This is a genomic window from Pseudomonas sp. Pseusp97, from assembly GCF_047304025.1.
Classification (GTDB): Bacteria; Pseudomonadota; Gammaproteobacteria; order Pseudomonadales; family Pseudomonadaceae; genus Pseudomonas.
Genome location: NZ_JBGLYK010000003.1, coordinates 1 through 24,000 on the forward strand (window position 1 = coordinate 1; position 24,000 = coordinate 24,000).

Genomic DNA, 24,000 nt, shown 5'->3' on the forward strand with positions numbered 1-24,000 from the left:
ACCAATGGCGCGGCCCCTGCCGCGCCCGCGGGTGCGCCGGCATCGCATCCCGATGCCAGGGCCCGTCACTGATGGCGGGCCAGGGCTCGAACAACGGCTGGGCCATCTGGCTCACCCTGCTCCTGGCGCTGCTGCTGTCGGTGGCGCCCATGCCCAGCTTCATGGAGATCGGCCGGCCGCTGTGGCTGGCGATGTTCCTCACCTATTGGGTGCTCTATCTGCCGCACAAGGTCGGCATGCTGACCGCCTGGGTGCTGGGCGTCGCCGAAGATGTGCTCTACGGCAGCCTGCTGGGGCAGAACGCCCTGATCCTCAGCCTGATCATCTGCCTGGTGCTATCGCTGCACCAGCGCCTGCGCATGTTCCCCATCTGGCAGCAATGCCTGGTGTTGCTGGTGGTCTTCGGTCTCGCCCAACTGGTCCAGCTGTGGATCAGCGCCCTGACCGGCAACCGCCCGCCGACCCTGGTGTTCCTCCTGCCTGCCCTGGTCAGCGCGCTGCTCTGGCCCTGGGTCTATACACTGCTGCGGGCCCTGCGGCTGCGCCTGAACATCAACTGATTGCCCCCTTGTTGGGGAAACGCCTCGCGCGCCTGGCGCGGGCACGCTTCGGAGTCTCTGATGGCCCAGCTGTACCTCGCCTCCAGCTCGCCGCGCCGCCGCGAACTGCTCACCCAGATCGGCCTGCCTTTCCACATAGTGCCCGCGTCCATCGATGAAACCCCGGAAACGGGCGAGTCGGCGTACGCCTACGTCGAGCGGCTGGCGCGCAGCAAGGCGCAGGCCGGGCTGAACTTCCTCGCCCAGCGCGCCGATGTCTGCGTGCTCGGTGCCGATACCGCCGTGGTGCTGGATGGGCGCATCCTCGGCAAACCAGTGGATCGCGACGACGCCCTGGCGATGCTGCAGGCGCTGTCGGGCCGCGAGCACGAGGTGCTGACCGCCGTGGCGGTGGCCGACCGGGAGCGTTGCGAGGCGCGCGTGGTCAGCAGTCGCGTGACCTTCCGCGAGGTATCCGTCGAGGAAGCCGAGCGCTACTGGGAAACCGGCGAACCGCAGGACAAGGCCGGTGGCTATGCTATCCAGGGGCTCGCGGCGGTCTTTGTCAGCCGCGTCGAGGGCAGCTACAGCGCCGTGGTCGGCCTGCCTCTTTGCGAAACCTCGGCATTGCTGGCTGACTTCTCCATCCCCAGCTGGCAGTCTTGATCGGAAAGTAGCGCTGGCAAGACTCCGGGCGCGATAAGGAAGGGCGCATGAGCGAAGAGATCCTGATCAATATCACGCCGATGGAATCGCGCGTGGCGGTGGTGGAGAACGGCGTCCTGCAGGAGGTCCACGTCGAGCGCACGCTGCGCCGCGGGATAGTCGGCAATATCTACAAGGGCAAGGTCGTTCGCGTGCTTCCCGGCATGCAGGCGGCCTTCGTCGATGTCGGCCTTGAGCGTGCAGCGTTCATCCACGCCGCGGAGATTTCCACCCGCGAGGGCAGCGCCGTGGAGAGCATCGGTGCGCTGGTCCACGAAGGGCAGAGCCTGGTGGTGCAGGTCACCAAGGACCCCATCGGCACCAAGGGCGCGCGCCTCACCACGCACCTGTCGATTCCCTCGCGCTACCTGGTCTACATGCCGCGCACCAGCCATGTCGGCATTTCCCTGAAGATCGAGGACGAACACGAGCGCGAGCGCCTCAAGCAGGTGGTCGCCAAATGCGTCGAGGCAGAAGGCATCGTCGAGCGCGGAGGATTCATCCTGCGTACCGCCGCCGAGGGTGCCGGCGAGGACGAGATCCTCGCCGATATCCGCTACCTGCGCCGCTTGTGGGATCAGATCGACGCACAGATCCAGACCGTCGGCGCGCCGACGATGATCTACGAGGACCTTTCCCTGGCCCTGCGCACCCTGCGCGACCTGGTGAACCCGCGCATCGAGAAGATCCGCGTCGACTCCCGGGAGAACTTCCAGAAGATCACGCAGTTCGTCGAAGAACTGATGCCGGAAATCGCCGACCGGCTGGAGCACTACCCGGGCGAGCGGCCGATCTTCGACCTCTACGGCGTCGAGGACGAGGTGCAGAAGGCGCTGGAGCGCAAGGTGCTGCTCAAGTCCGGCGGCTACCTGATCATCGACCCGACCGAGGCGATGACCACCATCGACGTGAACACCGGGGCCTTCGTCGGTCACCGCAACCTCGAAGAGACCATCTTCAAGACCAACCTCGAGGCGGCCACCGCCATCGCCCGCCAGCTGCGCCTGCGCAACCTGGGCGGGATCATCATCATCGACTTCATCGACATGGAAGACGAGGAGCACCGCCGCCAGGTCCTGCGCACCCTGGAGAAGCAGCTCGAACGTGACCATGCCAAGACCAACATCATCGGCATCACCGAGCTTGGCCTGGTGCAGATGACCCGCAAGCGCACCCGCGAAAGCCTGGTGCAGGTGCTCTGCGAGCCCTGCCCGAGCTGCCAGGGGCGCGGCATGCTGAAGACGCCCGAGACCATCTGCTACGAGATATTCCGCGAGATCCTCCGCGAGGCGCGCGCCTACCAGGCCGATTCCTACCTGGTGCTGGCCAACCAGAAGGTCGTGGATCGCCTGCTCGACGAGGAATCGGGCAACGTCGCCGACCTGGAGCTGTTCATCGGCCGCCCCATCAAGTTCCAGGTCGAGGCCATGTATTCCCAGGAGCAGTACGACGTGGTCCTGCTTTGAGTCGCGGGTCGCACAACGTGGAATTCCGGCAGGAGGCCGCTGTGCAATGGGGTTTTTCGGAGCTTTGCCTGACGCACACTGTCAGACTTGGTTCGACCTTGCATGGCCGGGAGGCCGCTCGATGATCCTTCGCTTCGCTGCACAGGTAGCCGACTGACATGGGAAGCGCCGGCCGCCTGTTCGCCACTTCCTTGCGCATCGTCCTGGGCCTTCTGGCGCTGGGCCTGGTGCTGCTCGCGCTGTATGTCAGCCTCGGCCGGCAACTGGTGCCGCTGGTGGCGGAGTACCGCGACGAGCTGGCGCAGAAGGCCAGCGAGCAGCTGGGTCTGCCGGTGGCCATCGGCGCGCTGGAGGGGCACTGGCATGCTTTCAGCCCGATCATCGTGGTGCGTGACATCCAGCTGGGCGAAGGCAACGACTCGCTGCGCCTGGAGCGCGTTCGCCTCACCCCGGACATCCTCGGCAGCGTGATGGCACGCCAGCCGCGCATCGACAGCCTGGAGCTGGAAGGGCTGCACCTGACTCTGCGCGAGGACGAGGACGGCAAGTGGCACGCCGACGGCCTGCCCAGCCGCGGCGGCGACACCGATCCGCGCAAGCTCATCGACCTGCTGCTGACCCCGCGCCGGCTGTCGCTGATGGATAGCCAGCTGACCGTGCTGCCGCAGCAGGCCAATCCGCTGTCGCTGTCCTACGTGGGCATGACCCTGCGCAGCGGCAGCCGCCAGCGCCTGGAGGCTCGCCTCAGCCTGCCCGGCGGCGAGCCGGTGGCGGCGCGTCTGGAAACTCGCCTGAACCGCGACGACTGGGCGAAGAGCTCGGCCCAGCTCTACCTCAGCCTGCCCCAGGCGGACTGGGCCAAATGGCTGCCCGAACGCCTCACCGGGGCCTGGAAGCTGTCGCAGGCCAAGGCTGGCGGCGAACTCTGGGCAACCCTCGACCAGGGCGTGCCGGTAGCTGCCGTGGCGCGCCTGAACGCACCGAAGATCGAAGCCGCGCTGGGTGACCGCAAGCCGGTCAGCCTGAGCGACTTGGGCGTCACGCTGTTCTTCCAGAAGAAGGGTGATGACCTCGACCTGCGTGTCGCCGATCTGGCGGCGAACCTCGGCGAAACCCGCTGGGGTGAAGTGGAAATGCAGCTGTCCCGCCGCCTGAAGGACGAGGAGCACTGGCAGTTGCGCGCCGACCGCCTCGACCTGACGCCACTGGGGCCGACCATCACCGCCCTGGCGCCGCTGCCGGACAAGGCCATCGAATGGCTCGACGGTTTGAAGCCCCATGGCGTGCTGCATAACGTCAACTTCGACTACTGGCCGCAGCGCGAAGGCGCCGAGCGCGTGGCGTACGCCGCCAACCTGGAAAAGGTCGGCGTCAGCGCGTTCCACGACGTGCCCGCGGTGGCCAACGTCGACGGCACCTTCAGCGGCAACCTCGGCGGCGGCACGCTCGACGCGAACGCCCAGGACTTCATGCTGCATCTCGCGACCCTGTTCCCCGAGCCCTGGCGCTACCGCAGTGCCCATGCCCGGCTGTTCTTCCAGCTCAACGACGAAGCCTTCACCCTCGGCAGCCACCTGATGAAGGTGGAGGGGGAGGAGGGCACCCTTGCCGGCGACATGCTCATCCGCCTGATGCGCGACCCGGAGCTCGAGGACTACATGGATCTGCGCGTCGGCATGAGCAATGGCGATGCGCGCTTCACCGGAAAGTACCTGCCCACCGTCATCCCGCAGATGAGCAAGGACCTGGCTGCCTGGCTCAAGGGCTCGATCAAGAGCGGCCGTATCGAGCAGGGCTACTTCCTCTGGCAGGGCTCGCTGCAGAAGCACGCGGCGCCCGAGGCCCACGCCATGACCCTGTACTTCAAGGTCCACGACGGCGTGCTCGACTACCAGCCCGGCTGGCCGGGCCTGAGCAAGGCCGAGGGCGAGGTGCGCGTCGAGGACACCGGGGTCAGCATCAATGCCACCAGCGGGCAGATACTCAACAGCCAGGTGCGCGACGTGTCGGTGGAGATTCCCCACTCCAATCCGGGCGAAGTCGCCCACCTGCACGTCAATGGCGATATCGACAGCAACCTCGTCGATGGCCTGAAGATCCTCCAGGACTCGCCCATCGGCGCGACCCACACCTTCGCCGGTTGGGAAGGCTCGGGCGACCTGAACGGCCATCTCAACCTCGACATTCCCCTGGCCAAGGGCGAGGCGAGCAAGGCGCGGGTGATAGTCGACTTCGACACCGACAAGGCACAGCTGAAGATCGCCAAGCCCGAGCTGAACCTCGAACAGGTCAAAGGCAAGTTCCGCTACGACACCGACAGCGGCCTGAGCGGGCAGAACGTCGCCGCTCAGGTGCTCGGCACGCGTGTGACCGGCAGCATTCGCGCCGAAGGCCGCAACGGCGTACCTCGTACGCGGGTGCTGGTCGGCGGCCAGGTACCGATCAAGTCCCTGCTCGACTGGGCCAAGGTGCAGAAGCAACTGCCGGTGGACGGCCGCGTGCCGTTCCAGCTCAACCTGCTGCTCGACGGCAAGGACAGTCAGTTGCAGGTGGCTTCCAACCTGCAGGGCGTCACCATCGACCTGCCGGCGCCGCTGGGCAAGGCGGCGCAGGAAACCCGCGAAAGCGAGTGGCGCATGACCCTGGACGGCGCCGAACGACGTTACTGGGCGACCTATGGCGACCGCGCCAGCCTGGCCTACGCCGCGCCGGCGGATCAGCCACTTGCTGGCCGCGGAGTGCTGCGTCTCGGCGGCGATCCGGCGGTGCTGCCTAACTGGAATGGCGTGCAGGTGCGCGGCAGGATCGACGAAGTCGACGCCGACGCCTGGATGGCAGTCGCGAAGAAGTATTCCAATACCGGGGTTGAAGGCGCGGCCGGCCTGCTGCGCGGGGCCGACCTGCAGATCGGACGCTTCAAGGGCTTCGGCCAGACCCTGGAGAACCTTACCCTGGACCTGGCGCGCATCGACAGCAGCTGGCAGGTCGGCGTGGTCAGCTCGCTGGTCTCCGGCAAGGTCACTCTGCCTGACAGCAAGGTGAAGCCGATCCAGATCGCCCTGGACCGCATCGACCTGCCCAAGGGCGAGGCCATCGATTCCGAGAAGGCGGTTGAGCAGCCGGACCCGCTGGCGAAGATCGACCCGCGCACACTGCCACCGATGGACGTTTCCATTCGCCAGGTGCTCAAGGCCGGCAAGCCGGTCGGTGCCTGGAGCTTCAACCTGCGCCCGACGCCCACGGGTGTCGGCTTCAATGACGTGAACCTGGATCTGCGCGGCCTCTCGGTGAAAGGCAACCTGCGCTGGGACGGCATGCAAGCCAGTGCGCGCAGTACCTTCCAGGGCCAGCTCGAAGGCAGGAACCTGGGCGACGTGCTCAAGGCCTGGGATTTCGCGCCCAGCGTGACCAGCGAGCGTTTCAGGGTGGACATCAACGGCAACTGGCCCGGCTCCCCGGCGGCGCTGAACCTGCGGCGCTTCGGCGGCACCCTCGACGCCAGCCTGCGCAAGGGCCAGTTCGTCGAAGTGGAGGGCGGCGCCAACGCCCTGCGTGTGTTCGGCCTGCTCAACTTCAACGCCATCAACCGCCGCCTGCGCCTGGACTTCTCCGACCTGCTCGGCAAGGGCCTGAGCTACGATCGCGTGAAAGGCGTGCTCACCGCCACCGACGGGGTCTATTTCACCCGCGAGCCGCTGCGCCTGGACGGCCCTTCGAGCAACCTGGAGCTCAACGGCACCCTGGACCTGGCCCACGACCAGATCGACGCCAAGCTGCTGGTGACCCTGCCGGTAACCAACAACCTGCCGCTGGCGGCGCTGATCGTCGGCGCGCCGGCCATTGGCGGCGCGCTGTTCGTGGTGGACAAGCTGCTGGGCGACAGGGTGGCGCGCTTCGCCAGCGTGCAGTACAGCGTCAAGGGCCCGTGGCAGAGCCCCACCATCGCTTTCGAGAAACCCTTCGAAAAACCCCGTTGAGCAGACTGGCCGGGCATCGGTTAGCATGAAACCCAGGCATTAGCGGAGCTAGCCATGTCCATTGCCGTCATCCAGATGGTCAGCCAGGACGATGTCCTGGCCAATCTCGCCGCCGCCCGTCGCCTGCTCGAACAGGCCGTCGAGGGTGGTGCGCGCCTCGCCGTGCTGCCGGAGAACTTCGCCGCCATGGGCCGCCGCGACCTCGCGGAGATCGGCCGCGCCGAAGCCCTGGGGGAAGGCCCGATCCTGCCCTGGTTGAAAAGCACTGCCCGCGACCTCAGGTTGTGGATAGTTGCCGGCACCCTGCCGCTGCCGCCCGAAGGCCAGCCGCAAGCCAAGGCCAACGCCTGCTCCCTGCTGGTGGACGAGCGCGGCGAAGTGGCGGCGCGCTACGACAAGCTGCACCTGTTCGACGTGGACGTCGCCGACGCCCGTGGCCGTTATCGCGAGTCGGACGACTACGCCTTCGGCCAGCGTGTGGTGGTGGCGGACACGCCGGTCGGGCGGCTGGGGCTGACGGTCTGCTACGACCTGCGCTTCCCCGAGCTTTTCACCGCGCTGCGCGAAGCGGGCGCGGAACTGATCAGTGCCCCTGCGGCCTTCACCGCAGTCACCGGCGCGGCGCACTGGGAAATCCTCGTCCGCGCCCGCGCCATCGAGACCCAGTGCTACCTGCTGGCGGCCGGACAGGGCGGTACCCACCCCAAGGGACGGGAAACCTGGGGCCAGTCGGCCATCGTCGACCCCTGGGGGCGTATCCTCGCCGAACAGGCCAAGGGCGAAGCCGTGCTGCTGGCCGAGCGCGACAGCGAGGAACAGGCGGCGGTCCGGCAGCGCATGCCGATTGCCCGGCACCGAAGATTTTTCCCGCCGGTCGAACCACGACCGGCGCGTACGGAGTGAATATGAGCGAACTGTTGTCATCCGTCAGTCAGCACCTGCTGGCCCCCGGTGGTCTGGATATCGACCAGCTGTCGCCGATCCTGCACGAGCTGAGCGGCCCCGGCATCGACGCCGCCGACCTGTACTTCCAGAGCCAGGTCTCCGAGTCCTGGATGCTGGAGGACGGCATCGTCAAGGAAGGCAGCTTCCACATGGACCAGGGCGTCGGCGTGCGCGCGCAGTCCGGCGAGAAGACCGGCTTCGCCTACAGCAACGCGATCAACCATGAGGCACTGGTCCAGGCCGCCCGCGCCGCTCGTTCGATTTCCCGCGCCGGGCAGAACGGCAAGGTGCAAGCCTTCCAGGCTGTGGTGCCGACCCGCCTGTACGCCGGCGAAAATCCGCTGGACGTGATGAGCCGTGCCGAGAAGGTGGAGCTGCTGCAGAAGATCGACGCCGCCACTCGCGCCCTCGATCCGCGTATCCAGCAGGTGACCGTCAGCCTCGCCGGCGTCTGGGACCAGGTGCTGATCGCCGCGGCGGACGGCTCGCTGGCTGCGGACATCCGCCCGCTGGTGCGCTTCAACGTCAGCGTCATCGTCGAGCAGAACGGCCGCCGCGAGCGTGGCGGTCACGGCGGTGGCGGTCGTACCGATTACAAGTACTTCCTGCAGGAAGACCGCGCCATGAGCTACGCCCGCGAGGCGCTGCGCCAGGCCCTGGTCAACCTCGAAGCGGTGCCCGCGCCGGCCGGCAGCCTGCCGGTGGTGATGGGTGCCGGCTGGTCCGGCGTGCTGCTGCATGAAGCCGTGGGTCATGGCCTGGAGGGCGACTTCAACCGCAAGGGCAGCTCGAACTACAGCGGTCGCATCGGCGAGAAGGTCGCTTCCAGCCTGTGCACCATAGTCGACGACGGCACCATCGCCGGCCGCCGCGGTTCGCTGTCGGTGGACGATGAAGGCACGCCGACGAACTGCAACGTGCTGATCGAAAACGGCATCCTCAAGGGCTACATGCAGGACAAGCTCAACGCCCGCCTGATGGGCGTGGCGCGCACCGGCAATGGCCGTCGCGAGTCCTACGCGCACTTGCCGATGCCGCGCATGACCAACACCTACATGCTGGCCGGGCAGAGCGATCCACAGGAAATCATCGCCAGCGTCGAGCGCGGTATCTACTGCGCGAATCTTGGCGGCGGCCAGGTGGATATCACCAGCGGCAAGTTCGTCTTCGCCACCAGCGAGGCCTACCTGATCGAGAACGGCAGGATCACCCGGCCGGTGAAGGGCGCGACCCTGATCGGCAACGGTCCGGAAGTGATGAGCCGGGTATCCATGGTCGGCAACGACCTGGCGCTGGACAGCGGCGTGGGTACCTGCGGCAAGGACGGCCAGTCCGTGCCGGTCGGTGTCGGTCAGCCGACCCTGAAGATCGACGCCATCACCGTCGGCGGCACGGGCGCCTGAGGGCGTTGCCGGTGAGGCTGGAAGGGCAGAACGCGGCCGCTCAGCGCAGGCCGCGTTTCAGCTCGTCCAGCTCGCGGATGTACTTGAAGATCTTCCGCGCCGCGGCCGGAGGCTTGTTGTGAGCGGCCTCGTGCTGGGCGTGACGGATCAGCTGGAGCAGGTGCTGGCGATCGCTTTCCGGGTATTCGCCGAAGAACGCCGACAGCGCCGCGTCACCGCCGGTGATCAGGTGGTCGCGCCAGCGCTCCAGGGCGTGGAAGCGTTCGTTGTACTGGCGGGTGGAGGTGTCTACCTGCTCCAGCAGGGCGAGGATGGCCTCGACGTCCTGGTCGCGCATCAGCTTGCCGATGAACTGCCGATGGCGTTTCTTGGCGGCGTTGGCCTTGTGCTTGGGTGCTTCTTCCAGCGCGCGGCGCAGCGGATCGGTGAGCGGCATGCGGTCGAGCATGTCGGCCTTGAGCGTGGTCAGGCGCTCGCCGAGTTCCTGCAGCGCGTGCATTTCGCGTTTTACTTGCGACTTGCTCTTCTCATCGAAGGACGAGTCGTCATCGTGAATTTCAGCCATGGCGGGGGTCTCGTTGAAAACGCCGCCATGATAACGAGTCAGGGGCCGCTTGTCCGGCCCGCGCCGGTCGCCGCCGCCTGATGGCGGGGCCGGACCATGAACAGGAGAGGCATGCAATGAGCGAACACAACCCGGCAGTGAGCCCGGAGGTCCTTCCCGAACTGCGCGAGCAGGTCGAGCGGATCATCGCCGAGGCTACCCGGCAGGGCGCCAGCGCCTGCGAGGTGGCGGTGTCGGTGGAGCAGGGGCTGTCGACCTCGGTGCGCCAGGGCGAAGTCGAGACCGTCGAGTTCAACCGCGACCAGGGCTTCGGCATCACCCTCTACGTCGGCCAGCGCAAGGGCTCGGCGAGCACCTCGGCGACCGGCGCGGACGCCATCCGCGAGACCGTTGCGGCGGCGTTGGCGATTGCCAAGCACGCTTCCGAAGACGATTGCGCCGGCCTGGCGGACCCGGCGCTGATGGCCCGCGACCTGCCGGACCTGGACCTGTATCACGGCTGGTCGATCACTCCCGACCAGGCCATCGAACGCGCGCTGGCCTGCGAGGCCGCTGCGTTCGCTACCGACAAGCGGGTCACCAAGGCCGACGGCACCACGTTGAATACCCACCAGGGTTGTCGCGTCTATGGCAACAGCCACGGCTTCGTCGGCGGTTACGCCAGCACCCGCCACAGCCTGAGCTGCGTGATGATCGCCGAGCTCGAAGGGCAGATGCAGCGCGACTACTGGTACGACGTGAACCGTCGCGGTGAACTGCTGGCTACTCCCGAATCCATCGGCCGCCGCGCTGCCGAGCGTGCCGCCAGCCGCCTGGGGGCACGCCCGGTGCCTACAGCCGAGGTACCGGTGCTGTTCGCGCCGGAAGTCGCGGTCGGCCTGTTCGGCCACTTCCTCGGTGCGATCTCCGGCGGCAGCCTGTACCGCAAGTCGTCCTTCCTCGAAGGCGCGCTGGGCCAGCAACTGTTCCCGGAATGGCTGACCCTGGACGAGCGCCCGCTGCTGCGCGGCGCGCTGGGCAGTGCGTCGTTCGACAACGATGGCCTGGCGACCTACGCCAAGCCCTTCGTCGAGGGTGGCGAGCTGGTTTCCTATGTGCTCGGCACCTACTCCGGGCGCAAGCTGGGCATGCCCAGCACGGCCAACTCAGGCGGCGTGCACAACCTGTTCGTCAGCCATGGCGATGAAGACCAGGCAGCCCTGATCCGCCGCATGGGCCGTGGCCTGCTGGTCACCGAGCTGATGGGCCAGGGCGTCAACCTGGTAACCGGTGACTATTCCCGTGGCGCTGGCGGCTATTGGGTGGAGAACGGCGAAGTCCAGTTCCCCGTGCAGGAAGTCACCATTGCCGCCAACCTGCGCGACCTGTTCCGCAACATCGTCGCCATCGGCAACGACGTGGAATACCGCGGCAACCTGCACACAGGTTCCGTGCTGATCGAGAAGATGATGGTCGCTGGCAACTGATCTACCTGCCGCGGCCTCGCACGCCGCGGCGTCCAGTGATCCTCGCGGTGCGCTGCGGGGCGTTGCGGGGCGTTGCGGCAAGCACCATGCTCCATCGGGAGGTGCGCGGGATCGTTTGCGACTCGCAGCGACGCCGCCGCGCACGGGCTGATCGATGATTGCTATCTGAGGGGGGTGGATGCGTCGCCGGGCTGAAGACCCGGCGCGTCACTCGCCTTCGTCGAAGTAGTTGTTGATCAGGTCGACCAGCGCCTGGAGCGCTTCGTCTTCCTGCTCGCCTTCGGCGCAGAGGTGCAGATTGGTGCCTTTGCCTGCCGCCAGCATCATCACGGCCATGATGCTCTTGCCGTCCACGGTGCTTTCCGGATTGCGACCCACGCGAACCTGGCAGGGGAAACGCCCTGCGACGCCGACGAATTTGGCCGCGGCACGGGCGTGCAGGCCAAGCTTGTTGATGATGGTGACTTCGAGGGCGGGCATCGCGAGGGGCTGTCCTTTTGTTGTCTGTCGCTGCTTAGCTCAGGTCGCGGTGGCGAATCTGTACGTTGGTGAGGGTTTCCTTGAGGGCCTGACCGATGCGCTCGGCAATGTAGGTCGAACGATGCTGGCCACCGGTGCAGCCGATGGCGATGGTCACGTAGGCCCGGTTGCTCGCGGCGAAGCGCGGCAGCCATTTGTTCAGGTAGGCGAGGATGTCCTGGTACATCTCTTCGACATCCGGTTGCGCGGCCAGGTATTCCTGGACTTCCACTTCCAGCCCCGTGTGCTCGCGCAGCTCGGGCTTCCAGTAGGGGTTGGGCAGGCAGCGCACGTCGAACACCAGGTCGGCGTCCACCGGCATGCCGCGCTTGAAGCCGAAGGATTCGACCAGGAAGGCGGTGCCCAGTTCGGGCTTGTTCAGCAGGCGCAGCTTGAGCACGTCGCGCAGCTGGTAGAGGTTCAGGTTGGTCGTGTTGAGCTTGAGATCGGCGAGGTCGGCAATCGGCGCCAGCAGGTTCGACTCGTCGCTGATGGCCTCGGCCAGGGAGCGGGTGTCGGTAGTCAGCGGGTGGCGCCGACGCGTCTCGGAAAAGCGCTTGAGCAGCGTTTCGTCATCGGCATCGAGGTACAGCACGTCGCACTGGATGTGCCGGTCGCGGGCTTCCTGCAACAATTCGGGGAAGCGTTGCAGCTGGCTGGGCAGGTTGCGCGCGTCGATCGAGACGGCGACCTGCGGATGCAACAATTCGGTGTGCAACAGCGCGCGCTGGGCCAAGTCCGGGAGGAGGCTGGCCGGCAGGTTGTCGATGCAGTAGAAGCCGTTGTCCTCGAGCACATTGAGCGCGGTGCTCTTGCCCGAGCCGGATCTCCCACTGATGATGATCAGGCGCATGTCAGTGCCCGTTGTTCTGGAAATCCACGACGATCCGGTACAGGTCCTCGCCGTTGGCGGCGTGACGCAGGCGGTCGCGGACGTCGGAGCGGTCGAGCATGGAGGCGATCTGCCGCAGCAGTTCCAGGTGTTCCTCGGTGGCCGCTTCCGGCACCAGCAGCACGAATACCAGGTCGACCGGCGCGCCGTCGAGGGCGTCGAAGTCTACCGGGTGGTCAAGGTGCAGGATGGCGCTGATCGGCGACTGGCAACCGGTGAGGCGGCAGTGCGGAATGGCGATGCCATTGCCGAAGCCGGTGGAGCCCAGGCGTTCCCGGGCTACCAGGCTGTCGAAGATGTCTTGGGAATCGAAACCCGGCAGCTCGCGCGCCACCAGGCTGGCGATTTGTTCGAGGACACGTTTCTTGCTGCCGCCCGGCACGTTCACGAGGGAACGGCCGGGGGTCAGGATTTGCTCAAGTCGGATCATAGAGAGGGGTTAACGAACACCAACACCTTGCTGGCGTTCGAGGTATTTTTCCTTGTGCTTGATCAGTTGGCGGTCGAGCTTGTCGGTGAGCAGGTCGATGGCCGCGTACATGTCTTCATGTTCCGCGCAGGCCACCACTTCGCCCCCGGCGATGTGGAGGGTGGCTTCAATTTTCTGCTTCAGCTTCTCGACCTCCATGATGACCTGAACATTGGTGATCTTGTCGAAGTGGCGCTCCAGTCGGCCAAGCTTCTCGCCGACATAGTCGCGCAGGGCGTCGGTCACATCCAGTTGATGTCCACTGATGTTGACTTGCATACCGCTTTCTCCTTGTTGCCCGTGTGTAAGTGGCAGGTTATGGGGCCTGCCGCCGGAACACCTTGGCGTGGATCAACGTCAAACCAGTCGCTTGCGCTCGCTCGAGGGAGAGATTCCCAGGGACTCCCGGTACTTGGCGACGGTGCGACGTGCCACTTGAATGCCCTGTGCCTCCAGTAAACCAGCGATCTTGCTGTCACTCAATGGCTTTTTCGGACTTTCCGCCGCGACCAGTTTCTTGATGATGGCGCGGATGGCAGTGGAGGAGCACTCGCCGCCCTCGGAGGTGCTGACGTGGCTGGAGAAGAAGTACTTCAGCTCGAAGATGCCACGCGGGGTGTGCATGAATTTCTGCGTGGTGACGCGCGAGATGGTCGATTCGTGCATGCCCACCGCCTCGGCGATGTCGTGCAGCACCAGCGGCTTCATCGCCTCTTCGCCGTATTCGAGGAAGCCGCGCTGGTGTTCGACGATCTGGGTCGCCACCTTCATCAGCGTCTCGTTGCGGCTCTGCAGGCTCTTGATGAACCAGCGTGCTTCCTGCAGCTGGTTGCGCATGAAGGTGTTGTCGGCGCTGGAGTCGGCGCGGCGCACCAGGCCCGCGTACTGCGAGTTCACGCGCAGGCGGGGCACCGCTTCCTGATTCAGCTCCACCAGCCAGCGGTCGTTGTGTTTCCGGACGATGACATCCGGGACCACATATTCGGCTTCGCCGGATTCGATCTGCGAGCCCGGGCGCGGGTGCAGCGACTGGATCAGTTCGATGGTCTCGCGCAGCTCGTCTTCCTTGAGCTTCATGCGCCGCATCAGTTGGCTGTAGTCGCGGCTGCCGAGCAGGTCCAGGTGGTCGCTGACCAGGCGGATGGCTTCGGCGAGCAGGTAGGTCTTGGTGGGCATCTGGCGCAGCTGCAGCAGCAGGCATTCACGCAGGTTGCGCGCGCCGACACCGGCGGGTTCGAGCTGCTGCACGCGGCGCAGCACGACTTCCACCTCATCCATCTCCACGCCCAGTTCCGGGTCGACGGAGGCGAGGATGTCGTCCAGGGATTCCTCGAGGTAGCCGTCGTCGTTGATGCCGTCGATGATGCTCAGGGCGATCAGGCGGTCGGTATCGGACATCGGCGCCAGGTTGAGCTGCCACAGCAGGTGGCTCTGCAGGCTTTCGCCGGCGGAGGTGCGAGCGGTGAAATCCCACTCGTCGTCATCGTTGCTGGGCAGGCTGCTGGCGCTGGTCTGGTAGATATCTTCCCAGGCGGTGTCGACCGGCAGTTCGTTGGGGATGCGCTCGGCCCACTGGTCCTCGTCGAGGCTGTCGGCATTGGGCGTGGTGCTTTCCTGGAAGTTGTCCTGGGAACTGCTGGTAGTGCCGTTGGCGCCGGACTCGGCGCCGTCCGCCATGGGGTCGCTGTTGTCGAAGTCCTCGCCTTCTTCCTGGCGCTCCAGCATCGGGTTGGACTCCAGGGCTTCCTGGATTTCCTGTTGGAGGTCCAGCGTGGAGAGCTGGAGCAGTCGGATGGCCTGTTGCAGCTGCGGAGTCATCGTCAGCTGCTGGCCCATCTTGAGGACTAGCGATGGTTTCATGGCTGGAACTAGGCACCTTGTTCGCTGGCGCAAAGACGCGCCATATCCACGACTACGGACGCCGGGGCGCCGCGAGGAAGCAAATTATATGCCTGAGTTTGGACGCTTTGCCTAGGGGCTGTCGACCTTTCGTTACAACCCGGTTGCGCCAGGGTGGAACAGGCAGCCGGATGCTTCGCGGCGCGGCCCGCGATTGGGGGGAGAGATGGAGCGGCCGCGCCCAGGCAGGGCGCGGCGTGGGGCCTTACAGGCGGAACTCGTGGCCCAAGTAGACTTCCTTCACCAGGTCGTTGGCGAGGATGCTTTCGGCGCTGCCTTCGGCGATCAGTTGGCCGTCGTTGACGATGTACGCCGTTTCGCAGATGTCCAGGGTCTCGCGGACATTGTGGTCGGTGATCAGCACGCCGATGCCCTTGGCCTTGAGGTGGTGGATGATCTGCTTGATGTCGCCCACCGAGATCGGGTCCACGCCGGCGAAGGGTTCGTCCAGCAGGATGAACTTCGGCGAACTGGCCAGGGCGCGGGCGATTTCCACGCGGCGGCGCTCACCGCCGGACAGGCTCATGCCGAGGTTGTCCCGGATGTGGTGGATATGGAATTCCTCGAGCAGGCCTTCCAGGGCTTCCTGGCGGCCGGCGCGATCGAGATCGGCGCGGGTTTCCAGGATCGCCCCGATGTTGTCCGCCACCGACAGCTTGCGGAAGATCGAGGCTTCCTGCGGCAGGTAGCCGATGCCGGCGCGGGCGCGGCCGTGCATGGGCAGGTGGGTGACGTCCTGCTCGTCGATGCGCACGACGCCCTGATCGGCACGGACCAGGCCGACGATCATGTAGAAGCAGGTGGTCTTGCCCGCTCCGTTGGGGCCGAGCAGGCCGACGATCTGCCCGCTCTCGATGCTCATGCTGACATCGCGGACGACTTGCCGGCTCTTGTAGCTCTTGGCGAGGTGCTGGGCGGTTAGCGTAGCCATTACTGCGCTTGATCCTGCTTTTTCTTGGGCTGGATGACCATGTCGATACGCGGGCGCGGCGTGGTCACCTGGGAACCGGTGGCGCGGCCTGCGTTGACGATCTGGCGCTGGGTGTCGTAGACGATCTTCTCGCCTTCGAAGGTGTTGCCTTCCTGGATCACCTTGGCCTGGTCGATCAACACGACGCGGTTCTGCGAGACGAAGTACTGGATCGTCAGGCCGTAGGCCTGGGTGATCTGCTTGTCCGGCGCCGGCTTCTGCTCGAAGTAGGCGGGTTTGCCGACCGAGGTGACCACCTCGATCTCGCCGTCCTTGTTCTGCTTGAGCGTGACGGTGTTGCCAGTCAGCTTCATGCTGCCCTGGGTCACCACCACATCGCCGCGATACACGGCCACGCCCTGCTTGTCATCCAGTTCGGCGCTGTCGGCCTGGACGCGGATCGGCTGTTCCCGGTCGGTGGGAAGTGCCCAGGCGGCAGAGCTGCCGATGGCGGCGGCGAGGCTGAAAAGAAGGGGGAGGGTGTTAACGAGCCTCATGCTGACCTCTTACGTTGGACAGCAGGAGCATCCGGCTGTCTTTCAGATACGCTTTCATGCCAACTGCCGTGGTCACACCGTTGGGTTCGGTGATCTTCACGGGCTGGTCAGTCTGCGCATAGTCCTTGTCTGGGAACACCGTCATGCGCGAGGTGTTGAGCAGGAGCGTGCGCTGCTGCGCGTCGGTGCGCGCAACGCGCACGTCGTCGATCAGCTCGACCTGCTTGCCTTCGGGGGCCACTTCGGCGTGAGCGCTCTGGACATGCCACGGCTGCGGCTCGTTCTCCCGGTGGAAGAAGAGATCGGGCGTGGTGACCAGGGTCACGTCGGTTGCTTTCAGGTGTTCGAGTTTGTCGGCGGTCATCTCGTAGGCGAGGGATCCGTCGACGCGGTACTGAACGCTCTTGGCGTTCACCACGTAGAAATCGATGGCGTCGCTGGTCTGCGACTTGAGCTGTCGCTCGTTGAAGTCCAGGCGCACGTTCCAGTAATAGCCCAGCGCGATCAGCCCGATGGCGATCAGGGCGAACAACAGCTTTTGTTGGAATGTCTTGGGCATCATCGGCTCTAGAGGTACGCGTTCTGGGCAGCTTCGAGGTTGCCCTGGGCGCGCAGGATCAGTTCGCAGAACTCGCGGGCGGCGCCTTCGCCGCCACGGGCCTGGGTCACACCGTCGGCATGCTGGCGCACGAAGGCATCACCGCTGGCCACCGCCATGCCGAGGCCGGCGCGGCGGATGGCCGGCAGGTCGGGCAGGTCGTCACCCAGGTACGCGACTTCTTCATAGCCTAGACCCAGTTCGGCGAGCAACTCGTCGAGGGCGACCAGCTTGTCTTCGCGGCCCTGGAACAGGTGGTTGATGCCCAGGTTCTTCGCCCGGCGCTCGACCACCGGGCTCGTGCGGCCGGTGATGATCGCGGTGCGCACGCCGGAATTCATCAGCATCTTGATGCCGTGGCCGTCCAGCGTGTTGAAGGTCTTGAACTCGCCGCCGTCGGGCAGGAAGTAGAGCTTGCCGTCGGTCAGCACGCCGTCGACGTCGAAGACCGCCAGGCGGACCGCTCTTGCGCGTTGCAGCAGGTCGGCCGTCATTCAGATGACTCCCGCGCGGGTCAGGTCGTGGACGTGCAGCACGCCGACCGGGTGGTCCTTGTCGTCGACCACCACCAGGACGTTGATCTTGTGGTCGTCCATGATCTTCAGGGCTTCGGCGGCGAGCATGTCCGGGCGCGCGGTCTTGCCGTGCACGGTCATCACCTGGTCGATGGTCACCTGGCGCACGTCCAGGCCCTTGTCCAGGGTCCGGCGCAGGTCGCCGTCGGTGAAGACCCCGGCCAGGCGGCCGTCTTCGCCGAGCACGATGGTCATGCCCAGGCCCTTGCGGGTCATTTCCAGCAGGGCGCCGCTGAGCGAAGTGCCGGGGGAAACCTGCGGCAATGCTTCACCCACGTGCATGATGTTTTCCACTTTCAGCAACAATCGACGGCCCAGCGCGCCGCCCGGGTGCGAGAACGCGAAGTCTTCGGCCGTGAAGCCGCGGGCTTCGAGCAGGGCGATGGCGAGCGCGTCGCCGATCACCAGGGAAACCGTGGTGGACGAGGTCGGCGCCAGGTTCAGTGAACAGGCCTCGTGCTCGACGCTGGCGTCCAGGTTGACCGCGGCGGCCTTGGCCAGCGGCGATTCGGGGTTGCCGGTCATGCTGATCAGGGTGATGCCCAGGCGCTTAATCAGCGGCAGCAGGGTGATGATCTCGGCGGTGGAGCCGGAGTTGGACAGCGCCAGGACGACGTCGTCCCGGGTGATCATGCCCATGTCGCCATGGCTCGCTTCGGCCGGGTGCACGAAGAAGGACGGCGTGCCGGTGCTGGCCAGGGTGGCGGCTATCTTGCGGGCGATGTGCCCGGATTTGCCCATGCCGACCACGACGACGCGGCCGGCGCAGTTCAGCAGCAGCTCGCAGGCCAGGGAGAAATCGGCGCCAATGCGCGGCAGCAGCGCGTCGACCGAGTCACGTTCGAGGCGGATGGTGCGTTGTGCCGACTGGATGAAATCGTGTTTCTGGCTCATGTTCGAAAGGCGCGGGGCAAAATGAAGTGCGAGATTATAACGGGAAAGCGACAAAGGCTTCATCACTGGCATTTCAATGTTGGGTGCATTTTGCTGAACTGTCCCTTAACGGCGGCTTAGCAGCCCTTGGGGCGCGGCTTCGCGCGGTGTTATAGTTCGCGGCCGTTCGGCCTGCCGCGCCGTGTTTCTGCCGTGTGACAGACGGGGCAACGGACAGCGCCGTGATGAAAGGAGTTCTATGAGCACCAATGACCAATACGCGGTCGAGCTGAAGGGCCTGAGCTTCAAGCGTGGCACGCGTAAGATTTTCGATAACGTGGACATCCGCATTCCACGCGGCAAGGTCACCGGGATCATGGGACCGTCGGGGTGTGGCAAGACCACCCTGTTGCGGCTGATCGCCGCCCAGCTGCGTCCGGCGAGCGGAGAAGTGTGGGTCAACGGCCAGAATCTTCCGTCGCTGGGCCGCAGCGACCTGTTCGACATGCGCAAGCAGTTCGGCGTGCTGTTCCAGAGCGGCGCGCTGTTCACCGACCTCGATGTCTTCGAGAACGTGGCCTTCCCGCTGCGGGTGCACACCGAGCTGCCCGAGGAGATGATTCGCGACATCGTCCTGATGAAACTGCAGGCCGTGGGCCTGCGCGGGGCGGTGGAGCTGATGCCGGACGAGTTGTCCGGCGGCATGAAGCGCCGCGTGGCGCTGGCCCGCGCCATCGCACTGGACCCGCAGATCCTGATGTACGACGAGCCCTTCGTGGGCCAGGACCCGATCGCCATGGGCGTATTGGTGCGGCTGATCCGCCTGCTCAACGATGCCCTTGGCATCACCAGCATCGTGGTGTCCCACGACCTGGCGGAGACCGCGAGCATCGCCGACTACATCTATATCGTCGGCGACGGTCGCGTGCTTGGCCACGGGACGCCGGCCGACCTGCAGGGTCTCGACGATCCGCGGGTCCGCCAGTTCATGAAGGGCATCCCCGATGGTCCGGTGCCGTTCCACTATCCTGCCCGCGATTACCGCGCCGACCTGCTGGGAGAACGTTGATGCGCAAGACTTCACCGCTCGAGCGCGTTCGCCTGCTCGGGCGCGCCGGCCTCGATGTCCTCGAGTCGCTGGGCCGTTCGACGCTGTTCCTGGTCCATGCGATCTTCGGCCGTCGGGTTCACAGCGGCGCCTTCCAGCTGCTGGTCAAGCAATTGTATTCGGTGGGCGTGCTGTCCCTGGCGATCATTGTGGTTTCCGGTCTGTTCATTGGCATGGTGCTGGCCCTGCAGGGCTACAACATCCTGGCAAGCTACGGGTCAGAACAGGCAGTGGGCCAGATGGTCGCGCTGACGTTGTTGCGTGAACTGGGGCCGGTGGTGACCGGTCTGCTGTTCGCCGGGCGCGCGGGTTCCGCGCTGACGGCCGAGATCGGCAACATGAAATCCACCGAGCAGCTGTCCAGCCTGGAGATGATCGGCGTCGACCCGCTCAAGTACATCATCGCCCCGCGCCTGTGGGCCGGCTTCATCTCGATGCCGCTGCTGGCGGCTATCTTCAGTGTCGTCGGTATCTGGGGCGGAGCCCTGGTCGCCGTGGACTGGTTGGGCGTGTATGACGGTTCGTACTGGTCGAACATGCAGAACAGCGTGCAGTTCACCAAGGACATTCTCAATGGCGTGATCAAGAGCGTGGTGTTCGCCTTCGTCGTAACCTGGATCGCCGTGTTCCAGGGGTATGACTGCGAGCCCACCTCCGAAGGCATCAGCCGCGCCACCACCCGTACCGTTGTGTATGCCTCCCTGGCCGTGCTGGGGCTGGACTTCATCCTGACCGCCTTGATGTTTGGAGACTTCTGATGCAAACCCGCACCCTGGAAATCGGTGTAGGCCTGTTCATTCTGGCCGGCCTGCTGGCCCTGCTGCTGCTGGCCCTGCGTGTCAGCGGACTGACCATCGGCAATTCGGGCGATACCTACAAGCTGTACGCCTATTTCGACAACATCGCCGGCGTCACCGTGCGTGGCAAGGTCACCATGGCGGGCGTCACCATCGGCAAGGTCACCGCGGTGGACCTGGACCACGACAGCTATCGTGGTCGTGTGACCATGGAGATCAACCGCGGGGTCAACAACCTGCCGGACGACTCCACCGCCTCCATCCTGACCGCCGGCCTGCTGGGCGAGAAGTACATCGGCATCAGCGTCGGTGGCGATGAAGAGCTGCTCAAGGATGGCGATACCATCAAGGACACCCAGTCGGCACTCGTGCTGGAAGACCTGATCGGCAAGTTCCTGCTGAATTCGGTCAACAAAGACGACTCGAAGAAATGAGGACTCACTCCATGTTGAAAACCTTGCGCCGTGGCTTCCTGGTCCTGCTTGCGATCCTGCCGCTGTTTGCCCAGGCCGAGCAGACCGCACAGCAGGTCGTGCAGCAGACCGTCGACAGCCTGCTGACGGACCTGAAAACCAACAAGGCCAGCTACAAGGCCAATCCCCAGGCGTTCTACGACACCCTGAACCGCATCCTGGGCCCGGTGGTGGACTCCGAGGGCATCGCCAAGGGCGTGATGACCGTCAAGTATTCGCGCCAGGCTTCGCCGGAGCAGATCAAGCGCTTCGAGGAAACCTTCAAGAACAGCCTGTTCCAGTTCTACGGCAATGCGCTGCTGGAGTACGACAACCAGGACATCCGCGTGCTGAACACCGGCAAGCAGGAGCAGGATCGCGCTTCGGTGAACATGGAAGTGGTGGGCAGCAACGGCGCCGTCTATCCGGTGCAGTACACCATGGTCAACCAGGGCGGCAGCTGGCGCCTGCGTAACGTGATCATCAACGGTATCAACATCGGCAAGCTGTTCCGCGACCAGTTCGCCGACTCCATGCAGAAGAACCGCAATGACCTGGAAGCCACCATTGCCGGTTGGGGCCAGGTGGTCGCCAAGGCCAAGGATGCTGCCAAGGGCCAGCCGGAAGGCGGCGCAGAATGACCCAGGGCAGTATCACGGAGCGCGCCGAGGGCGAACTGGCCCTCGCCGGCGTGCTGGACTACAGCACCGGCCCGGCCTTGCGCGAGCAGGGCGCCCGGCTGATCGCCGCCAGCAAGGCCAGCGCGCTGCGTCTGGACTGCTCGGCGGTGGTGCATTCCAGCAGCGTCGGATTGTCGCTGCTGCTGTCCTACACCCGTGATGCGCGCAAGGCCGGCAAGACGCTGCAGATCTCCGGCATGCCCAAGGACATGCAGGAAATCGCCAAGGTGGGCGAGCTCCTGGAGATTCTGCCGTTACAGCATTGAAACAGTGAAAAGGCCCTCCGTCCGCGACTTCCCCGCCGGGGTTCGCAGGCGGGGGGCTTTTTTGTATCATGGCCGACCCGCGCGCGTAGGGCGCCGAACGAGGTTGAGCATGCAGGCCGTAGAAGTCAAAAACTTCCTGGAATCGAAACTCCCAGGTACCCAGATCGAAGTGGAAGGCGAAGGCTGCAATTTCCAGCTGAACCTGATCAGCGACGAGCTCGCCGGCCTGAGCCCGGTCAAGCGCCAGCAACAGATCTATGCCCACCTGAACGATTGGATCGCCTCCGGGGCCATCCATGCCGTCACCATGAAATTCTTCAGCCGCGCCGCCTGGGCCGAGCGTTCCTGAGCCCACGGGGAAAATAGCAATGGATAAACTGATCATTACCGGCGGCACTCGTCTCGATGGCGAGATCCGCATCTCCGGCGCGAAGAACTCGGCGCTGCCGATCCTCGCCGCGACCCTGCTGGCGGACACCCCGGTGACCGTCTGCAACCTGCCGCACCTGCACGACATCACCACCATGATCGAGCTGTTCGGCCGCATGGGCGTGCAGCCGATCATCGACGAGAAGCTCAATGTCGAAGTCGACGCCAGCACCATCAAGACGCTGGTGGCGCCGTACGAGCTGGTGAAGACCATGCGTGCGTCGATCCTGGTGCTCGGCCCGATGGTCGCCCGCTTCGGTGAAGCCGAAGTCGCTCTGCCCGGCGGCTGCGCCATCGGCTCGCGTCCGGTGGACCTGCACATCCGCGGCCTCGAAGCCATGGGCGCGCAGATCAGCGTCGAAGGCGGCTACATCAAGGCCAAGGCCCCGGCCGGCGGCCTGCAGGGCGCGCACTTCTTCTTCGATACCGTCAGCGTGACCGGTACCGAGAACATCATGATGGCCGCCGCGCTGGCCAATGGCCGCTCCGTGCTGGAAAACGCCGCGCGCGAGCCCGAGGTCGTCGACCTGGCCAACTTCATCAACGCCATGGGCGGTGATGTGCAGGGCGCCGGCACCGACACCATCGTGATCAACGGCGTGAAGAATCTGGGTGGCGGCGCCAAGTACAGCGTCATGCCCGACCGCATCGAGACCGGCACCTACCTGGCCGCTGCTGCGGCCACCGGTGGCCGCGTCAAGCTCAAGGATACCGATCCGACCATCCTCGAGGCCGTACTGGCCAAGCTGGTCGAAGCCGGCGCGCACATCACCACCGGCAGCAACTGGATCGAGCTGGACATGAAGGGCAACCGGCCGAAGGCGGTAAACATCCGCACCGCGCCGTACCCGGCATTCCCGACCGACATGCAGGCGCAGTTCATCTCCCTGAACGCCATCGCCGAAGGTACCGGCGCGGTCATCGAGACCGTGTTCGAGAACCGCTTCATGCACGTCTATGAGATGAACCGCATGGGCGCGCAGATCCTCGTCGAAGGCAACACCGCCATCGTCACCGGCGTTCCGCAGCTCAAGGGCGCTCCGGTCATGGCGACCGACCTGCGCGCTTCCGCCAGCCTGGTGATCGCCGCCCTGGTGGCCGAAGGCGACACCCTGATCGACCGCATCTACCACATCGACCGTGGCTACGAGTGCATCGAAGAGAAACTGCAACTGCTCGGGGCGAAGATTCGCCGCGTGCCGGGCTAGGGCTGAGCCAGACAATGCTGACGATTGCCCTGTCCAAGGGCCGCATCCTTGACGACACCCTGCCGCTGCTCGCAGCGGCGGGCATCGTGCCGACCGAGAATCCGGACAAGAGCCGCAAGCTGATCATCCCCACCACCCTCGATGACGTGCGCCTGCTGATCGTGCGCGCCACCGACGTGCCGACCTATGTCGAACACGGCGCCGCCGACCTCGGCGTCGCGGGCAAGGACGTGCTCATGGAGTATGGTGGCCAGGGCCTCTACGAGCCGCTGGACCTGAAGATCGCCAACTGCAAGCTGATGACCGCCGGCGCGGTCGGCGCGCCGGAGCCCAAGGGGCGCCTGCGCGTGGCCACCAAGTTCGTCAATGTCGCCAAGCGCTACTACGCCGAACAGGGCCGTCAGGTCGACGTGATCAAGCTGTACGGCTCCATGGAGCTGGCACCGCTGGTCGGCCTGGCCGACAAGATCATCGACGTGGTCGATACCGGCAATACCCTGCGTGCGAACGGCCTGGAACCCCAGGAACTGATCGCGCACATCAGCTCGCGCCTGGTGGTGAACAAGGCCTCGATGAAGATGCAGCACGCGCGCATCCAGGCCCTGATCGACACCTTGCGCGAAGCCGTCGAAGCTCGACACCGCCACTGATACTCACTGCGGCCCCGGCCGCAGCCGTGACCGCCATGGATGGCGGGAATGC

Annotated in this window: 26 protein-coding genes; 15 read left to right on the forward strand and 11 right to left on the reverse strand. The window is 65.4% G+C overall.

The features are described 5' to 3' along the window. Positions 1-71: 71 nt before the first annotated feature. The 6 genes from mreD to tldD all read left to right on the forward strand — a co-directional run bounded on the left by mreD (position 72) and on the right by tldD (position 9,035). Entirely contained in the window at positions 72-560 is a 489-nt protein-coding gene (gene mreD / locus ACCC94_RS01135) for a rod shape-determining protein MreD (RefSeq protein ID WP_024766558.1), read from the forward strand. Positions 561-620: 60 nt separating this feature from the next. Beyond that, positions 621-1,205 (forward strand): Maf family protein, encoded by a 585-nt coding sequence (locus tag ACCC94_RS01140; RefSeq protein ID WP_413347663.1) that lies wholly within the window; start codon positions 621-623, stop codon positions 1,203-1,205. A gap of 47 nt (positions 1,206-1,252) precedes the next feature. Then, positions 1,253-2,710, forward strand: a complete 1,458-nt coding sequence (gene rng / locus ACCC94_RS01145; protein WP_088421210.1) for a ribonuclease G — start codon at positions 1,253-1,255, stop codon at positions 2,708-2,710. 158 nt (positions 2,711-2,868) lie between these two features. Then, positions 2,869-6,687, forward strand: a complete 3,819-nt coding sequence (locus tag ACCC94_RS01150; RefSeq protein ID WP_413347664.1) for a YhdP family protein — start codon at positions 2,869-2,871, stop codon at positions 6,685-6,687. A gap of 54 nt (positions 6,688-6,741) precedes the next feature. Beyond that, positions 6,742-7,590 (forward strand): carbon-nitrogen hydrolase family protein, encoded by an 849-nt coding sequence (locus tag ACCC94_RS01155; RefSeq protein WP_413347665.1) that lies wholly within the window; start codon positions 6,742-6,744, stop codon positions 7,588-7,590. Positions 7,591-7,592: 2 nt separating this feature from the next. Continuing rightward, the gene (gene tldD / locus ACCC94_RS01160; RefSeq protein WP_413347666.1) at positions 7,593-9,035 is read left to right on the forward strand and encodes a metalloprotease TldD; all 1,443 of its coding nucleotides are present in this window, start codon (positions 7,593-7,595) and stop codon (positions 9,033-9,035) included. Positions 9,036-9,075: 40 nt separating this feature from the next. On the opposite strand, the gene yjgA is transcribed toward tldD, so the two are convergent. Further along, positions 9,076-9,600: a ribosome biogenesis factor YjgA gene (gene yjgA, locus ACCC94_RS01165; RefSeq protein WP_024766553.1), complete on the reverse strand. Its 525-nt coding sequence runs from the start codon at positions 9,598-9,600 to the stop codon at positions 9,076-9,078. 116 nt (positions 9,601-9,716) lie between these two features. Between yjgA and pmbA the strand changes: the two genes are divergently transcribed. Then, complete coding sequence (gene pmbA / locus ACCC94_RS01170) at positions 9,717-11,066, forward strand: metalloprotease PmbA (protein ID WP_413347667.1); 1,350 nt, start codon at positions 9,717-9,719, stop codon at positions 11,064-11,066. A 207-nt stretch (positions 11,067-11,273) separates the two neighbouring features. Here pmbA and ACCC94_RS01175 read toward each other — a convergent pair whose 3' ends face one another. From ACCC94_RS01175 to ACCC94_RS01220, 10 genes are all read right to left on the reverse strand, one after another. Next, positions 11,274-11,546, reverse strand: coding sequence for an HPr family phosphocarrier protein (locus ACCC94_RS01175; RefSeq protein ID WP_413347668.1), 273 nt, complete (start codon positions 11,544-11,546; stop codon positions 11,274-11,276). A gap of 34 nt (positions 11,547-11,580) precedes the next feature. Next, positions 11,581-12,438: an RNase adapter RapZ gene (rapZ, locus tag ACCC94_RS01180; protein WP_413347669.1), complete on the reverse strand. Its 858-nt coding sequence runs from the start codon at positions 12,436-12,438 to the stop codon at positions 11,581-11,583. Position 12,439: 1 nt separating this feature from the next. Next, entirely contained in the window at positions 12,440-12,907 is a 468-nt protein-coding gene (ptsN, locus tag ACCC94_RS01185) for a PTS IIA-like nitrogen regulatory protein PtsN (protein WP_413347670.1), read from the reverse strand. Positions 12,908-12,916: 9 nt separating this feature from the next. Next, entirely contained in the window at positions 12,917-13,225 is a 309-nt protein-coding gene (gene hpf, locus ACCC94_RS01190) for a ribosome hibernation-promoting factor, HPF/YfiA family (RefSeq protein WP_017518151.1), read from the reverse strand. A 78-nt stretch (positions 13,226-13,303) separates the two neighbouring features. After that, positions 13,304-14,806: an RNA polymerase factor sigma-54 gene (locus ACCC94_RS01195; protein WP_413347671.1), complete on the reverse strand. Its 1,503-nt coding sequence runs from the start codon at positions 14,804-14,806 to the stop codon at positions 13,304-13,306. 244 nt (positions 14,807-15,050) lie between these two features. Further along, positions 15,051-15,776, reverse strand: a complete 726-nt coding sequence (gene lptB, locus ACCC94_RS01200) for an LPS export ABC transporter ATP-binding protein (RefSeq protein ID WP_236174410.1) — start codon at positions 15,774-15,776, stop codon at positions 15,051-15,053. After that, positions 15,776-16,312 carry a lipopolysaccharide transport periplasmic protein LptA gene (gene lptA / locus ACCC94_RS01205; protein ID WP_017518148.1) on the reverse strand — a complete coding sequence of 179 codons (537 nt, stop codon included), beginning with the start codon at positions 16,310-16,312 and terminating at the stop codon, positions 15,776-15,778. The genes lptB and lptA overlap by 1 nt, the downstream gene beginning before the upstream one ends. After that, the gene (lptC, locus tag ACCC94_RS01210) at positions 16,299-16,871 is read right to left on the reverse strand and encodes an LPS export ABC transporter periplasmic protein LptC (RefSeq protein WP_413347672.1); all 573 of its coding nucleotides are present in this window, start codon (positions 16,869-16,871) and stop codon (positions 16,299-16,301) included. Before lptC ends, lptA begins: the two co-directional genes overlap by 14 nt. 8 nt (positions 16,872-16,879) lie before the next feature. Next, positions 16,880-17,404, reverse strand: coding sequence for a KdsC family phosphatase (locus ACCC94_RS01215; protein WP_413347673.1), 525 nt, complete (start codon positions 17,402-17,404; stop codon positions 16,880-16,882). Then, the gene (locus ACCC94_RS01220) at positions 17,405-18,379 is read right to left on the reverse strand and encodes a KpsF/GutQ family sugar-phosphate isomerase (RefSeq protein ID WP_413347674.1); all 975 of its coding nucleotides are present in this window, start codon (positions 18,377-18,379) and stop codon (positions 17,405-17,407) included. Positions 18,380-18,617: 238 nt separating this feature from the next. Here ACCC94_RS01220 and ACCC94_RS01225 point away from each other — a divergent pair, with 238 nt between their 5' ends. The 8 genes from ACCC94_RS01225 (at position 18,618) to hisG (ending at position 23,948) form a co-directional block, all read left to right on the forward strand. Beyond that, the gene (locus tag ACCC94_RS01225; RefSeq protein ID WP_017518144.1) at positions 18,618-19,427 is read left to right on the forward strand and encodes an ATP-binding cassette domain-containing protein; all 810 of its coding nucleotides are present in this window, start codon (positions 18,618-18,620) and stop codon (positions 19,425-19,427) included. Beyond that, the gene (mlaE, locus tag ACCC94_RS01230) at positions 19,427-20,224 is read left to right on the forward strand and encodes a lipid asymmetry maintenance ABC transporter permease subunit MlaE (RefSeq protein ID WP_017518143.1); all 798 of its coding nucleotides are present in this window, start codon (positions 19,427-19,429) and stop codon (positions 20,222-20,224) included. The genes ACCC94_RS01225 and mlaE overlap by 1 nt, the downstream gene beginning before the upstream one ends. After that, entirely contained in the window at positions 20,224-20,697 is a 474-nt protein-coding gene (gene mlaD, locus ACCC94_RS01235) for an outer membrane lipid asymmetry maintenance protein MlaD (RefSeq protein WP_017518142.1), read from the forward strand. Before mlaE ends, mlaD begins: the two co-directional genes overlap by 1 nt. Positions 20,698-20,708: 11 nt before the next feature. Then, complete coding sequence (locus ACCC94_RS01240; protein ID WP_413347675.1) at positions 20,709-21,356, forward strand: ABC transporter substrate-binding protein; 648 nt, start codon at positions 20,709-20,711, stop codon at positions 21,354-21,356. Beyond that, positions 21,353-21,661, forward strand: a complete 309-nt coding sequence (locus ACCC94_RS01245) for a lipid asymmetry maintenance protein MlaB (RefSeq protein ID WP_413347676.1) — start codon at positions 21,353-21,355, stop codon at positions 21,659-21,661. The genes ACCC94_RS01240 and ACCC94_RS01245 overlap by 4 nt, the downstream gene beginning before the upstream one ends. Positions 21,662-21,770: 109 nt before the next feature. Further along, a complete protein-coding gene (locus ACCC94_RS01250) occupies positions 21,771-22,010 on the forward strand; it encodes a BolA family protein (protein ID WP_301533175.1) in 240 nt (79 codons plus the stop codon). Between the two features lie 19 nt (positions 22,011-22,029). Further along, positions 22,030-23,298, forward strand: coding sequence for a UDP-N-acetylglucosamine 1-carboxyvinyltransferase (gene murA, locus ACCC94_RS01255; protein ID WP_413347677.1), 1,269 nt, complete (start codon positions 22,030-22,032; stop codon positions 23,296-23,298). Positions 23,299-23,312: 14 nt separating this feature from the next. Beyond that, on the forward strand, positions 23,313-23,948 hold the full coding sequence (gene hisG / locus ACCC94_RS01260; protein WP_045209594.1) for an ATP phosphoribosyltransferase: 636 nt from the start codon (positions 23,313-23,315) through the stop codon (positions 23,946-23,948). Positions 23,949-24,000 lie beyond the last annotated feature (52 nt).

Coding starts and splice junctions, on each gene's coding strand:
- mreD (WP_024766558.1), top strand. CDS start 72: ATGGCGGGCCAGGGCTCGAACAACGGCTGGGCCATCTGGCTCACCCTG.
- ACCC94_RS01140 (WP_413347663.1), top strand. CDS start 621: ATGGCCCAGCTGTACCTCGCCTCCAGCTCGCCGCGCCGCCGCGAACTG.
- rng (WP_088421210.1), top strand. CDS start 1,253: ATGAGCGAAGAGATCCTGATCAATATCACGCCGATGGAATCGCGCGTG.
- ACCC94_RS01150 (WP_413347664.1), top strand. CDS start 2,869: ATGGGAAGCGCCGGCCGCCTGTTCGCCACTTCCTTGCGCATCGTCCTG.
- ACCC94_RS01155 (WP_413347665.1), top strand. CDS start 6,742: ATGTCCATTGCCGTCATCCAGATGGTCAGCCAGGACGATGTCCTGGCC.
- tldD (WP_413347666.1), top strand. CDS start 7,593: ATGAGCGAACTGTTGTCATCCGTCAGTCAGCACCTGCTGGCCCCCGGT.
- yjgA (WP_024766553.1), bottom strand. CDS start 9,600: ATGGCTGAAATTCACGATGACGACTCGTCCTTCGATGAGAAGAGCAAG.
- pmbA (WP_413347667.1), top strand. CDS start 9,717: ATGAGCGAACACAACCCGGCAGTGAGCCCGGAGGTCCTTCCCGAACTG.
- ACCC94_RS01175 (WP_413347668.1), bottom strand. CDS start 11,546: ATGCCCGCCCTCGAAGTCACCATCATCAACAAGCTTGGCCTGCACGCC.
- rapZ (WP_413347669.1), bottom strand. CDS start 12,438: ATGCGCCTGATCATCATCAGTGGGAGATCCGGCTCGGGCAAGAGCACC.
- ptsN (WP_413347670.1), bottom strand. CDS start 12,907: ATGATCCGACTTGAGCAAATCCTGACCCCCGGCCGTTCCCTCGTGAAC.
- hpf (WP_017518151.1), bottom strand. CDS start 13,225: ATGCAAGTCAACATCAGTGGACATCAACTGGATGTGACCGACGCCCTG.
- ACCC94_RS01195 (WP_413347671.1), bottom strand. CDS start 14,806: ATGAAACCATCGCTAGTCCTCAAGATGGGCCAGCAGCTGACGATGACT.
- lptB (WP_236174410.1), bottom strand. CDS start 15,776: ATGGCTACGCTAACCGCCCAGCACCTCGCCAAGAGCTACAAGAGCCGG.
- lptA (WP_017518148.1), bottom strand. CDS start 16,312: ATGAGGCTCGTTAACACCCTCCCCCTTCTTTTCAGCCTCGCCGCCGCC.
- lptC (WP_413347672.1), bottom strand. CDS start 16,871: ATGCCCAAGACATTCCAACAAAAGCTGTTGTTCGCCCTGATCGCCATC.
- ACCC94_RS01215 (WP_413347673.1), bottom strand. CDS start 17,404: ATGACGGCCGACCTGCTGCAACGCGCAAGAGCGGTCCGCCTGGCGGTC.
- ACCC94_RS01220 (WP_413347674.1), bottom strand. CDS start 18,379: ATGAGCCAGAAACACGATTTCATCCAGTCGGCACAACGCACCATCCGC.
- ACCC94_RS01225 (WP_017518144.1), top strand. CDS start 18,618: ATGAGCACCAATGACCAATACGCGGTCGAGCTGAAGGGCCTGAGCTTC.
- mlaE (WP_017518143.1), top strand. CDS start 19,427: ATGCGCAAGACTTCACCGCTCGAGCGCGTTCGCCTGCTCGGGCGCGCC.
- mlaD (WP_017518142.1), top strand. CDS start 20,224: ATGCAAACCCGCACCCTGGAAATCGGTGTAGGCCTGTTCATTCTGGCC.
- ACCC94_RS01240 (WP_413347675.1), top strand. CDS start 20,709: ATGTTGAAAACCTTGCGCCGTGGCTTCCTGGTCCTGCTTGCGATCCTG.
- ACCC94_RS01245 (WP_413347676.1), top strand. CDS start 21,353: ATGACCCAGGGCAGTATCACGGAGCGCGCCGAGGGCGAACTGGCCCTC.
- ACCC94_RS01250 (WP_301533175.1), top strand. CDS start 21,771: ATGCAGGCCGTAGAAGTCAAAAACTTCCTGGAATCGAAACTCCCAGGT.
- murA (WP_413347677.1), top strand. CDS start 22,030: ATGGATAAACTGATCATTACCGGCGGCACTCGTCTCGATGGCGAGATC.
- hisG (WP_045209594.1), top strand. CDS start 23,313: ATGCTGACGATTGCCCTGTCCAAGGGCCGCATCCTTGACGACACCCTG.